Origin of the sequence: Terrisporobacter glycolicus ATCC 14880 = DSM 1288, assembly GCF_036812735.1 — a bacterium.
GTDB classification, from domain to species: Bacteria; Bacillota; Clostridia; order Peptostreptococcales; family Peptostreptococcaceae; genus Terrisporobacter; species Terrisporobacter glycolicus.
The window spans coordinates 2,602,201-2,614,528 of the sequence record NZ_CP117523.1 but is presented as its reverse complement, the minus strand read 5'-3'; the positions used below and the strand labels follow the sequence as shown (position 1 = coordinate 2,614,528).

The following is a 12,328-nucleotide window of genomic DNA, read 5'->3' as shown; positions in this document are numbered from 1 at the left end:
TAATAACCGATTAAAACTATTACTATTTTTATTAGAAGGTATAAAAAATTATCTTAATAACATTCCTATAAATATATAATAATAAATTTATTTCTAAAAAGTTTTTGTTTTAGAAAAATTTTTTTGTGATTTATCTTTATAAAAATCCAAGTAGATACAATAACATAAATGACAAAATGGGACTATATATAGAAAAATAGCATATGGGATAAATTTGTAATTACTTATGCCTAAGACTGAAGTAGGAACGAGTGCAGCTATGCACCATGGGATTAAGGCAGATGTAACGATTGCGGAATTGGAAAATTCCATAGCCATATCTTCATTATTATAATTCTCGTAGCTATTTTTAAGTGTTTCTATAGTTAGAATAAAAGCTATAGTTTGGCTACATCCAATAGATGCAATTATTAAGCCAAGAAATAAGGTTACTAAAAATAACTTACTCTTATTTAGTTTTATTTTTTTCAAATACGTCTCTAAACCATTAAAAATATTTAATCCACTAAAAAATCCTGTTAAACAGCATGAAATAATAATTATATAACAAGTTTTAAGCATGGAAATAATGCCACCGCCCTTAATAATATTTGATAAGGATGAAGAGGCTTTATATCCAAATATAATATAATTACACAAATCTATCATAGTTATTTTTTGAATAATAAAGCAAATTATTATTGAAGCTATTATACTTATAGTTATTGATTTTGAAATTGAAACTTTTTTTAACGATAAAATAATAATTATAATAGCTGGTATTAATAAAATAAAACTAATATGAAAATCATTGTATAAAGTTAAACTTAGTGAATTGTCAATAAAAGTTAAAGGATTTTTAAAGGAGAATAATAAATAAAAAATAATACTAACCATAGTTGGAATAATACCAAAAATGAAAATTTTTCTAATATATTTAAATAAATCAACGTTAGTTAAATTGCATAGAAGAAGTAAACTAGAAGATAAAGGTGAACATCTATCACCTAAATATGCCCCAGACATAATTGCTCCTCCTACTAAATTTAAGTTAAGATTAGATGCCTGTGCAATAATAATAAGAGGTATGCCTATAGAACTTATAGTACCAAAGGAAGTTCCAATCAAAAAGGATGTTAAAGCTGGGATTAAAAAACAAAATAAAATAAATAGATTAGGGTTAATATATTTTAGTGAATAATAAACTATTGCAGGAATTGTTCCACAACTTAACCAAACACTTATTAAAATTGAAATTAATAATAAAATTTTTATAATTGGAAAGCTTCTTTTAGATTCAAAGGTATATAATTCAAGAAGCTCCTTTATGCTTTTATTTCTTTTTAGGCCGACTAAAGAAAATAAAATTAAAGAAATAGTTAAACCGTATCCTAAAAAAATATTATTAAAAACGCTAAATATTAGCATTATTATTGTAATAATAATTATTAAAAAAATTCTCATATAAATAATTCCTCCCATAACTTATCATCATAATAAAATTATAGAGAAATAATATCAAAATATTAATTAAATATAAAAAAATATTTATAATATATATATGGTAAAAAAGACAGAATTAAATGTTGCTAAATATAGGAAGGTGATATATACTCATATTAATAAGTGAATATTTAAGGTAGAGGTGCGATTTTTATCAGTAACAATAATGAGTTAAGCAACGTGGATTTATTGTGAAAGGAAACATCGCCGAAGCATATAACTGAAGCTTTAAGGTTATTTGGCTGGGGGTATATATAATATATATGCCACTGTCACTAAGAAATTAGTGTTGAGCTATCAAATGGATTTATAGTTTAGTATAATTATGACCTTGATGCTCTTACATCAAGGTTTTTTTAATGAAAAAAATAGCCCTTATAATGTTCACTACAAAAATATTAGGGGGAAATAAAATGAGAAGAAGAAATTTAAGATTATTTTTAATGACAACCATGCTATTCATAATGACAACAGTATTATCTTTTGCAGAAGAAGTTGATGTTGCTGCACAAAATGCAGATAAATTTGGTTTATGGACTTTAATACCACCGCTAGTTGCCATTTCACTTGCTTTTATAACTAAAAATGTTATAGTATCTTTGGTTATAGGGATTATGTCAGGGGGATTTATATTAAATATAACAGGAAATAATCCTTTTATGGCAATATTTTATTCATTTTTGGATTTAATTCAAAGGGCAGTGGGATCTTTAGCAGATCCATGGAATGCAGGTATAATTCTTCAAGTTTTAGCAATAGGAGGAGTTATAAATTTAGTTGGAAAAATGGGTGGAGCAAAAGCCATAGCTGAAGCCTTATCAAATAAAGCAAAAACAGCAAAAAGTGCTCAAATAATGACTTGGTTTGCAGGATTATTTGTATTCTTTGATGACTATGCAAACTCTTTAATAATAGGACCTATGATGAGACCTGTTACAGACAAAATGAAAGTATCAAGAGAAAGATTAGCGTTTATAATAGATGCCACTGCAGCACCAGTTGCAGGTTTAGCAATTATTTCTACATGGATAGGTTTAGAAGTTGGGCTTATAGGTACGGCATTTGAAAGTATAGGAGTTGAAACAAATGCATTTGGAGTATTTTTAAATACAATTCCATTTAGATTCTATAATCTATTAATATTAGGATTTATAGTAATGACAGCTTTACTTTTAAAGGATTTTGGACCTATGAGAAAAGCTGAGTTAGAATGTAGAAGAGGGAGTCAAAATCTTACTTCAAACGAAGAAGTGAATAAAAATTTAAGTAAACATGATGATATGGAACCATTAGAGGGTGTTAAATTAAGTGTCTGGAATGCAATAATACCAATAGGAGCGTTGATAGTTGGAGCGTTATTTGCTTTTTATTACAGTGGATATACTGCAATAATGGGTGGAGAGGACACTACAGTAATTCAGCTTATGCAAAATTCACCAGCATCATTTAATGCAATAAAAGAAGCTTTTTCAAATGCAGATGCATCTGTTGCTCTTTTCCAATCAGCTTTATTTGCAGGAATAGTTGCAATGGTTATGGGTGTATGTAAAAAAATGTTTACTGTATCAGAAGCTCTAGATATTTGGGTGGATGGAATGAAAACATTAGTAATAACAGGTGTAATATTAATATGTGCATGGTCACTTTCGTCTGTAATAAAAGAATTAGGAACCGCAAAATATTTGATTACATTATTATCAGGTTCACTGCCTCCATTTATAGTACCAAGCTTAATATTTGTGCTTGGGGCAATAATATCATTTGCAACAGGGACTTCTTATGGAACAATGGGAATACTTATGCCTCTGGCTATACCACTTGCATACTCAATAAATCCAGATATGTCTTATGTAATAGTTGCAACATCAGCAGTATTAACTGGAGCTATATTTGGAGACCATTGCTCACCAATATCAGATACAACAATACTTTCATCTATGGGAGCTGGATGTAATCATATAGACCATGTTAGAACACAGATGCCTTATTCAATATTTGTGGGAGTTATTACTATAGTGTTTGGATATATACCAGCGGGATTTGGATTACCTGTCTATTTAGTTTTACCATTGGCATTTGTGGCTATGTTTATAGGAATACAAGTACTTGGTAAGAGTGTAGAAGTTGAAGATATACAAGGAAATGAATTACTAGAAAATTAATATTTATAAAAGACTTAAATGATAATGCATTTAAGTCTTTTTTTATGCAAATAATAAGTTATAGAGTTTATAAAAGGAGAAATTACTATGGCTTATGTAAATTTTAAAGAAGAAAATTATAAATTAAAGATCCAATTGGATAAAAGGAAAAAAAATAATGAAAAAAATTATAGTTATATTATAAAGCATAAAAAGAATATGACTGACTATAATCCAGACAATCGATATAGTTATGAAATTACAGAAAATGAATTCATTGGCAAAAAGGGATTGTTAGATGAAAAAGATTATTATAATATTTCAAACAAAGATATAATATGTGCAAGTTTTAAAGATTGTACTTTTGCAAATACAAAATTTATCAATTGTAGAATAATAGGCTGTAAATTTTATGATTGTAAATTTATATTAGGTGGTGTTATTTTTGAAAATTGTATATTTATTATGGAAGATAATATAAAGTCACCGTCATTGAATAATACAATAAATTACTCTTGTGAATTCTATAATTGTGAGTTTTATAGTAAATTCAAAAATTGTGATTTATCATATTCAATATTTGAAAATTGTTTAATAAAAAATACTTCATTTGAAATATGCATGATGAAAAGTATGATAGCAAATAAATGTGAATTGAATGAAATAAAAATTTCGGATAGTGACTTAAGTGGATTTAAAACACACAAATGTTATATTTTAGATTTTGAATTTGATGATAAGTATAAAACTAAATTAGATGAAAAAACATTTTTTGATAAATTAGTAGAAATTAAAAAAACTAGAGAAGAATATGAAGGGCTATATTTAACTTATCAGGCTATTGCAAATAAATTTAAAGAAAATACTTTAGATAATAACTTTGGCGAATATTATTATTTATGTAAGAAAATTCAAAGTAAAACCCTGGACCCTATTCCAAAAATAGGATCATTTTTGTATAGAATATCTTGTGGTTATGGTGAGAGACCTTTTAATGCACTATTTATGGGAATATTTCTAATAGTAGTATTTGCGTTGATATATTTAATTGTTGGTTTGGATATTGATAATAATTACGTTATTTATAATTTAGAAACATTAAAGCATTTTAATTTTATCGGATTCATTGAAGATTTTAACGAATCATTAGCATTAAGCTCAGGTATATTTTTAGGTGTAGGTGGGTATAGCTGTGAACCAGTCCAAATATCATTGATGCTATCTAATATTGAAATGATTTTAGGGACAGTAACTGTGGGGGTTGGTATAGGTGCAATAGTAAGAAAAATTATAAGATAATATCTATGAAAAAAAGGAAATTTACCGTATAATCTAGTATTTAGTAATATACATGTTGATATTTTGTAATATTCTTACTATTAAATAAACTATTTCATATATATTGATTATATGAATGATATATGTTAAAGTGATTTTAAAATTCTATATACTTATTAAGGGGTGGTATCTTGAATAATACAGAGTCATTGAAAAAAAATATAACTAAAGCAGAAGATTTAAATTTATACATGAACCTAACAAAAGATGAAGAAATAAAAATGAATGAAATACTTGAAAAATATCCTATGTCTATTACACCTTATTATCTATCTTTAATTGATTTTAACGACCCAAATGATCCTATAAAAAAAATGTGTATACCTTCGATAGAAGAAATTGATTTAAGTGGAAGTTTTGATACGAGTGGAGAAGCAGATAATACTGTTATTACAGGAATGCAACATAAATATGAACAAACAGTCATAGTACTGTCTACAAGTCATTGTGCAATGTACTGTAGACATTGCTTTAGAAAACGTTTAGTAGGTTTATCAGATGAAGAAATAGCTACACATTTTGAAGAAATGTTAGAATATGTTAAAAATCATGAAAAAATAAGCAATGTACTTATTTCTGGAGGAGATTCATTTTTAAATAGTAATAGTAAAATTGAAAAATTTTTAGCAGCCTTATGTGATATTCCTCATATTGATTTGATTAGATTTGGAACAAGAATACCTGTAGTTTATCCTGAGAGAATAACAAGAGATAATGAACTTAAAGAGATACTTAGCAAATATGGTCAAAAAAAACAAATTTATGTAGTAACTCAATTTAATCATCCTAGAGAGGTGACTAAGGAAGCTATTGATGCAATAAGATATTTAAGAGATGCTGGCGTTATAGTAAAAAATCAAACAGTTTTGTTAAGGGGAGTAAATGATAGTATTGAAATTCTTGGAGAGTTGCTAAAAAATATTACTTCTATTGGAATAGTACCATATTATGTATTTCAGTGTAGACCAGTTACAGGTGTAAAAAATCAATTTCAAGTTCCGCTTAAAGAAGGTATTGATATAGTAGAAGGAGCTAAAAGTTTGCAAAATGGCCAAGGTAAATGTTTTAAATATTGTTTGTCTACAACAAAGGGGAAAATTGAAATAATAGGAAAAATAGAAGAAAATGATATAGTATTTAAATTTCATCAAGCAAAATGCAAAGAGGATAGAGCAAGAATATTTATAGAAAAAGTTGATGATAATCAAACCTGGATATATTAAAATATTTAATTATAATTGCCATCATTTAAAAAGTATATATTTCTTTTTAGATGATGTTTTATTTTTACAAAAAATAAATATAATATGAAAAAACATAGCAATATATTACTATACATAAAAACTTAAGATGCTTTATAATGTAACTATAAGAAATGTAATTATTAAATAGAAGAATTTAATATTATATTAAGCAACTTTCTTATATAAAATAGAAAGGAGCGTTAATATTTGCCATGCCAAGTAATAAAAATAAGAGCGTTAATCCTTATATTACCAAGTCCATAAAATATATTAATCAAAATTTAAAGAAAAAAATAACAATTAACGAAATTTGTCAGTATATTAACTTATCTAAATATTATTTTTCACGAATGTTCAAAAATGAAATTGGTGTAACTCCATACAGATATATAATGAATTGCAAAGTAGAGGCTATAAAATATGATTTATCTGAGGGAGTAGACATAAACACCATAGTAAGTAAATATGAGTTTTACGATTTAAGTCATCTTAACAAGAATTTCATAAAAGTGTATGGAATAACACCATTAGAATATCAAGAATCCTGTAAGTTAAAGAATAAATAATTTTTATTTTTAATGCCAAGTTATTATGTAGCTATCTACATATATAATAAAATTATTTTTAGGAGGTTTTAATAATATGGCTTTTACATTTTATATGCCAAGTGTTAGTTTAATGGGAGCAGGATGTTCAGACAATTTACCAGAAGAAATAAAATCAAGAGGATTTAAAAAGGCTTTAATAGTTTGTGGAAAGAGATCTGCTAGTAGTTCGGAATTTAAAGGAATAACTGACAACTTAGAAGAAAATGGTGTAGAATTTGTTGTATATCCTGGTTCTCAACCAAATCCAACTGTTACTAATGTAATGGATGGAGTTAAAGTACTTAAGGACAATGAATGTGATTTTGTTATATCTTATGGTGGAGGATCTCCGCATGACTGTGCAAAAGGTATAGCTTTAGTTGCTAGTAATGGTGGTAATATAAAAGATTATGAAGGCGTTCATGTATCTAAAAATCCTCAGCTTCCACTTATAGCAATAAATACTACAGCTGGTACTGCTTCAGAAATGACTATATTCTCTATAATTACTGACGAAGAAAGACATGTTAAAATGGCAATAGTTGATAAACACGTTAATCCAGTTCTTGCAATAAATGACCCTAATTTAATGGTTAGTATGCCTGCTTCTTTAACTGCTGCTACAGGAATGGATGCTTTAACTCATGCAGTTGAAGCTTATGTATCTACTGCTTCTACTCCAGTTACAGATGCTTGCGCACAAAAAGCTATTGAACTTATAAGTGATTATTTAAGAGATGCAGTTGCTGATGGAAATAATATGGAAGCAAGAGATAAAATGGCTTATGCAGAATTTTTAGCAGGTATGGCATTTAATAATGCTTCACTTGGATATGTTCATGCAATAGCTCATCAATATGGTGGATTCTATAACTTACCACACGGTGTATGTAATGCAATATTGCTTCCTGCAGTTCAAGAATTTAATGCTAAAGTTGCTGCTAAGCAATTAAAAGACTGTGCTAAATTTATGGGTGTAGATATATCAGGAATGAATGATGATGAAGGCGCTGCTGCTTGTATAGCTGCAATCAGAAAATTATCTGTTGATGTCAATATACCTAAAGGATTTGCTGAACTTGGAGCTAATGAAAAAGATTTTGATATATTAGCGACTAATGCACTAAAAGATGCTTGTGGGGCGACTAATCCAGTTCAAGCTACTCATGATGAAATAAAAGCTATATTAGCAAAGGTTATGTAATCAACATCAAACTGATTTTTATAGATTATCACATGTAAATTAACTTTATAATAATAAGCTATAATTGATAAGTGAAATTTATCAGTTGTAGCTTTTTTGTTATGTTAAAAATGTTTATATTTTGTATAATAATATTTTAAATAAGACATAATGTTGTCATATTAATAGTGATATTATTAAATTAAAAGGATATGACTTATGTTGAAAAGCATAGTATATGATTTTAAAAACAGTGGAGAAATAACATGAAAATTAATAGATTAACAGAAATTATTTTAATACTTTTAAATAAGAATATAGTAACAGCCAAAGAATTATCAGATAAATTTCAAGTATCAACTAGAACCATATACAGAGATATAGAAACTTTATCTTTGTCTGGAGTACCAGTTTATATGAGTAAAGGTAAGAAAGGAGGTATTGGATTATTAGAAGATTTTTCAATAAATAAAACTTTATTGTCTGATAATGATAAGGAAAGTATAACATTGGCACTCAAAGCCTTGTCTACTATTGAATATCCAGATATAAATTCTGTAATTAACAAAGTTGGGTTTGTAAATGTTACAAATTACAATGATAATTGGATAGACATAGATTTATCAAGGTGGGGAAGTAAAACATATGAAGACGATAAATTCGATAAAATAAAATATTCAATTTTAAATAATAAATTAGTAGAATTTAGCTATATTAATAGCTTATCGAATCAATCAAAGAGAATTATTGAACCAATTAAGCTCATTTATAAAGGTCAAAGTTGGTACTTATATGGATACTGTAGATTAAAAAAAGACTTTAGATTATTTAGAATAAGTAGAATAAAAGATTTTGAGGTAAATAAACAGAGTTTTACAAAATGGAATTTAAAAAAGCAAGAAATAAATAAGGATGAAAATAAAGTTTTTAATACTGTTAAAGTAAAATTAGAAGTTAAAAAAAAAGTTTTATATAGGGTTTTTGATGAATTTAACAAAGAATCAATTATTGAGAATGAGAATGGAAATTATCAAGTAACTATGGAATATCCAGAGAATGAATGGTTATATGGGTATATACTTTCTTTTGGTCCATATGTCAAAGTTATTGAGCCATTACATATAAGAAATATAATTATAGAGAAAATGAAAGAAACCTTAAATATGTACAATAAAAATACTTAATATAAATTTAAGAAAAGGGAAGATTTGTTATGAAACATGAATGGAGAAAAAAAGAAAAGCAATATTATTTACCAAAAGCAAAACCTGAAATTATAAATATGGGAAAATTTAAGTTTATAAGAATAGCAGGTAATGGCAACCCAAATAGTGAGGAATTTTCTGAGAAAGTAGGGGCATTATATTCAATAGCTTATGCAATCAAGATGATGCCTAAAAAAAGTATAACTCCAGATGGGTACTTTGATTACACTGTATATCCATTGGAAGGAATTTGGGGTTTAGACGAAGAAGGTAAGAAAAAAGATGTATTTGATAAAAATAATTTAGTTTATAACATAATGATTAGACAACCTGATTTTGTAACTAAAGAAGTTTTTGATTTAGCAGTTAATCTTACTAAGAAGAAAAAAACTAACAAGTACTTAGATGAAATAGAATTTGATAAGATAGATGAAGGTATGTGTGTTCAAATGATGCATACAGGACCTTTTGATGAAGAATACAAAACATTTGAAGTTATGAAAAAATTTTGTGGAGATAAGAATCTATCAATAAAAGATAAAAATCATAGGGAAATTTACATTTCTGACTTTAGAAAAACCTCACCAGAAAAACTTAAAACAGTTTTGAGATATATGGTAGAAGCTAATTGAGGAGGTATTTAAATTGGATTTTATAGATATAGACTTGGAAAATATAGACAAAGAGCATATATGTTGTGCCATATCTGATAAAAGTCAAGTATCATCAAAAAAAACTTGGCTTAAGGATAGAATAAAAGACAATATAGTATTTAAAAAAGGTGATGTTAGAGGGAAAGTTTTTATTGAATATATACCTGCTGAAAATGCGTGGTGTCCAATCATTGCAGATAATTATATGTTTATAAATTGTTTTTGGGTTTCGGGAAAATACAAAGGACAAGGTATAGGTAGTAAGTTACTAGAAGAGTGTATAAAAGACAGTAAGTTAAAGGGAAAAAAAGGCTTAATAGTATTATCATCTAATAAAAAGAAGCCATTTTTATCAGATAAAAAATATTTTGTAAATAAGGGATTTTTAGTGGCTGATATTGCAAAACCTTATTTTGAATTATTGTATTTGCCTTTTGAAGAAAACGAATTTGTACCTAGATTTAAAAATACAGCAAAAGAAGAGTATATAAATGAAAAAGGATTTGTTTTGTACTATTCACATCAATGCCCTTTTACTTCTAAATATGTATCTATGATAAAGGATTATGCAAAGGAAAAAGATATTGATTTGCATATTGTTAGATATGAAAATAAAGCTCAGGCACAAAATGCTCCGACTCCATTTACCACATGTAGTTTATATTATGATGGGAAGTTTATAACTCATGAAATTTTAAGTAGTAAGAAGTTTGATAATATATTCAGCATTATAAAGTAAATAAAAATAAAAGTATAAAACTAGATTAAGTGTAAGATTTATTAATATACTTTATATAAAAGAGTAGTAATCTTTATTGAATAAATCACAATATAAAATTTACTACTCTTTATGAATTTAAATTTTATACTTCAATTAATTCATATTCCTTATTCCCAATACCTAGTTTGACACTATGATCGATACAAACTTCCCAATTTGTTTCAGGATGAGTATTTATAAAATGGTCATGACAATGGTGTCTTTGTTCGTCTAAATAACTACCATGTATTACACTTTGTTTGTTGCAAGCATCTACACAAGCCATATCTAAAGCAACAGGATCAAACGAAGCAAAAATACCTACATCTGGAATAATAGGCAAATCATTTTCTCTATGACAATCACAGTTTGGAGAAATATCTATAACAAAGCTTATATGAAAATGAGGTCTATCTTGTAATACGGCTTTAGAATACTCTGCTATTTTTTTATTTAGTATATCATTGGATTCATCTGTAGGTGAACTTACAGCATCATAGTTACATGACCCAATGCATCTTCCACATCCAACACATTTATTATGGTCAATAGAAGCTTTTTTATTTTCTCCAAATGAAATAGCTTCATGAGCACAATTTTTTGCACATGATTTACATCCAACGCATTTCTTTTCCTTTATAAAAGGCTTTCCACTACTATGCATTTCCATTTTACCGGCACGAGATCCACATCCCATACCTATATTTTTTAATGCTCCACCAAAACCTGTAGATTCATGACCTTTAAAATGATTCATTGAAATGAAAATATCAGCATCCATTATAGCTTGACCTATTTTAGCTTCTTTAACATATTCTCCACTATAAACAGGTACAAGAGCTTCATCTGTACCTTTAATTCCATCAGCGATTATTATATGGCATCCAGTAGTAAATGGATTATAACCATTAGTATAAGCGGAATCTAAATGCTCAAGGCCATTTTTTCTACCACCAACGTAAAGAGTATTACAATCTGTTAAAAACACTTTACCATTTTTTGAATTTATTAAATCCACAATGACTTTAGAAAAATTAGGTCTTAAGTAGGCTAAATTTCCTGGCTCTCCAAAGTGAATTTTTATGGCTGTATACTTGTTTTCAAAATCAATGTTATTTATACCAGCTTTTGTAACTAGTATTTGTAATTTGTCTAATAAATTGTTTTTGAAGTCTGTTCTTAGATTAGTATAATAAACTTTTGATTTATTCATAAGTTCCCCTTTCTATATGAAAATTAAGTTATTTCAATATATTATAATTCTATAATTATAATTTTTCCATAAATTTAAAAATATAATTCCTAAAAAAATGTATATTTAAATGATGCTTTTAATGAATTATAGTATAGAGAAAAATATTTGTTTACAATTAAGGATTTAAGGGAATAAATATATTAAGAAATTATATAAGTATATAATTAGTCATAATATATTGGAGGATGAATATGGGAAATTTAAATAAGAATGTATGTAATTGTAGAAAAGTGACTTTCGAGAGAATAGAAGATAGCATAAAAAATGGAGCTAATAGTTTTGAAGAAGTTGTAGAGGAAACGAAGGCAACAAAAGGATGTGGAAGATGTAAATCTTATGTGGAAGATATAGTAAAAAGTAAATTAAATAGATAATAGCATAAAAAAATAAAGATACAGATGCATCTTTATTTTTTTATGCTATTATGAAATATTCTAAATATAATAATATGTATTTGGACATTGTTGTTAATAAAATAAT

At 26.9% G+C, this 12,328-nt stretch carries 11 protein-coding genes and 1 riboswitch; of the genes, 9 read left to right on the top strand and 2 right to left on the bottom strand.

The window, feature by feature from the left end; all coding sequences use genetic code 11:
• Positions 1-93: 93 nt before the first annotated feature.
• Positions 94-1,407 (bottom strand): Na+/H+ antiporter NhaC family protein, encoded by a 1,314-nt coding sequence (locus TEGL_RS19835; protein WP_416389619.1) that lies wholly within the window; start codon positions 1,405-1,407, stop codon positions 94-96.
• Between the two features lie 204 nt (positions 1,408-1,611).
• Positions 1,612-1,787, top strand: a riboswitch (Lysine riboswitch).
• A gap of 108 nt (positions 1,788-1,895) precedes the next feature.
• Here TEGL_RS19835 and TEGL_RS12985 point away from each other — a divergent pair.
• From TEGL_RS12985 to TEGL_RS12950, 8 genes are all read left to right on the top strand, one after another.
• The gene (locus tag TEGL_RS12985) at positions 1,896-3,644 is read left to right on the top strand and encodes a Na+/H+ antiporter NhaC family protein (RefSeq protein ID WP_018592519.1); all 1,749 of its coding nucleotides are present in this window, start codon (positions 1,896-1,898) and stop codon (positions 3,642-3,644) included.
• Between the two features lie 87 nt (positions 3,645-3,731).
• Positions 3,732-4,922: a pentapeptide repeat-containing protein gene (locus TEGL_RS12980; RefSeq protein WP_018592520.1), complete on the top strand. Its 1,191-nt coding sequence runs from the start codon at positions 3,732-3,734 to the stop codon at positions 4,920-4,922.
• 170 nt (positions 4,923-5,092) lie between these two features.
• Positions 5,093-6,184 (top strand): KamA family radical SAM protein, encoded by a 1,092-nt coding sequence (locus TEGL_RS12975; RefSeq protein ID WP_018592521.1) that lies wholly within the window; start codon positions 5,093-5,095, stop codon positions 6,182-6,184.
• Between the two features lie 233 nt (positions 6,185-6,417).
• Positions 6,418-6,771 (top strand): helix-turn-helix domain-containing protein, encoded by a 354-nt coding sequence (locus TEGL_RS12970; RefSeq protein WP_018592522.1) that lies wholly within the window; start codon positions 6,418-6,420, stop codon positions 6,769-6,771.
• 76 nt (positions 6,772-6,847) lie between these two features.
• Positions 6,848-7,996, top strand: a complete 1,149-nt coding sequence (gene yiaY, locus TEGL_RS12965) for an L-threonine dehydrogenase (protein WP_018592523.1) — start codon at positions 6,848-6,850, stop codon at positions 7,994-7,996.
• A 245-nt stretch (positions 7,997-8,241) separates the two neighbouring features.
• Entirely contained in the window at positions 8,242-9,159 is a 918-nt protein-coding gene (locus TEGL_RS12960) for a helix-turn-helix transcriptional regulator (RefSeq protein ID WP_018592524.1), read from the top strand.
• A gap of 29 nt (positions 9,160-9,188) precedes the next feature.
• Positions 9,189-9,812 carry a GyrI-like domain-containing protein gene (locus tag TEGL_RS12955; RefSeq protein WP_018592525.1) on the top strand — a complete coding sequence of 208 codons (624 nt, stop codon included), beginning with the start codon at positions 9,189-9,191 and terminating at the stop codon, positions 9,810-9,812.
• 13 nt (positions 9,813-9,825) lie between these two features.
• A complete protein-coding gene (locus TEGL_RS12950) occupies positions 9,826-10,572 on the top strand; it encodes an N-acetyltransferase (protein ID WP_018592526.1) in 747 nt (248 codons plus the stop codon).
• Between the two features lie 124 nt (positions 10,573-10,696).
• On the opposite strand, the gene TEGL_RS12945 is transcribed toward TEGL_RS12950, so the two are convergent.
• A complete protein-coding gene (locus TEGL_RS12945; protein ID WP_018592527.1) occupies positions 10,697-11,806 on the bottom strand; it encodes a DUF362 domain-containing protein in 1,110 nt (369 codons plus the stop codon).
• A 233-nt stretch (positions 11,807-12,039) separates the two neighbouring features.
• On the opposite strand from TEGL_RS12945, the gene TEGL_RS12940 reads away from it, so the two are divergent.
• On the top strand, positions 12,040-12,222 hold the full coding sequence (locus tag TEGL_RS12940; protein ID WP_018592528.1) for a (2Fe-2S)-binding protein: 183 nt from the start codon (positions 12,040-12,042) through the stop codon (positions 12,220-12,222).
• The last annotated feature ends 106 nt before the right edge of the window (positions 12,223-12,328 follow it).

Bases quoted from the DNA above. Each gene is read 5' to 3' on its own strand.
- TEGL_RS12980 (WP_018592520.1), top strand. From the start codon at position 3,732: ATGGCTTATGTAAATTTTAAAGAAGAAAATTATAAATTAAAGATCCAA.
- TEGL_RS12970 (WP_018592522.1), top strand. From the start codon at position 6,418: ATGCCAAGTAATAAAAATAAGAGCGTTAATCCTTATATTACCAAGTCC.
- TEGL_RS12940 (WP_018592528.1), top strand. From the start codon at position 12,040: ATGGGAAATTTAAATAAGAATGTATGTAATTGTAGAAAAGTGACTTTC.
- TEGL_RS12945 (WP_018592527.1), bottom strand. From the start codon at position 11,806: ATGAATAAATCAAAAGTTTATTATACTAATCTAAGAACAGACTTCAAA.
- TEGL_RS19835 (WP_416389619.1), bottom strand. From the start codon at position 1,407: ATGCTAATATTTAGCGTTTTTAATAATATTTTTTTAGGATACGGTTTA.
- TEGL_RS12960 (WP_018592524.1), top strand. From the start codon at position 8,242: ATGAAAATTAATAGATTAACAGAAATTATTTTAATACTTTTAAATAAG.
- TEGL_RS12985 (WP_018592519.1), top strand. From the start codon at position 1,896: ATGAGAAGAAGAAATTTAAGATTATTTTTAATGACAACCATGCTATTC.
- TEGL_RS12955 (WP_018592525.1), top strand. From the start codon at position 9,189: ATGAAACATGAATGGAGAAAAAAAGAAAAGCAATATTATTTACCAAAA.
- yiaY (WP_018592523.1), top strand. From the start codon at position 6,848: ATGGCTTTTACATTTTATATGCCAAGTGTTAGTTTAATGGGAGCAGGA.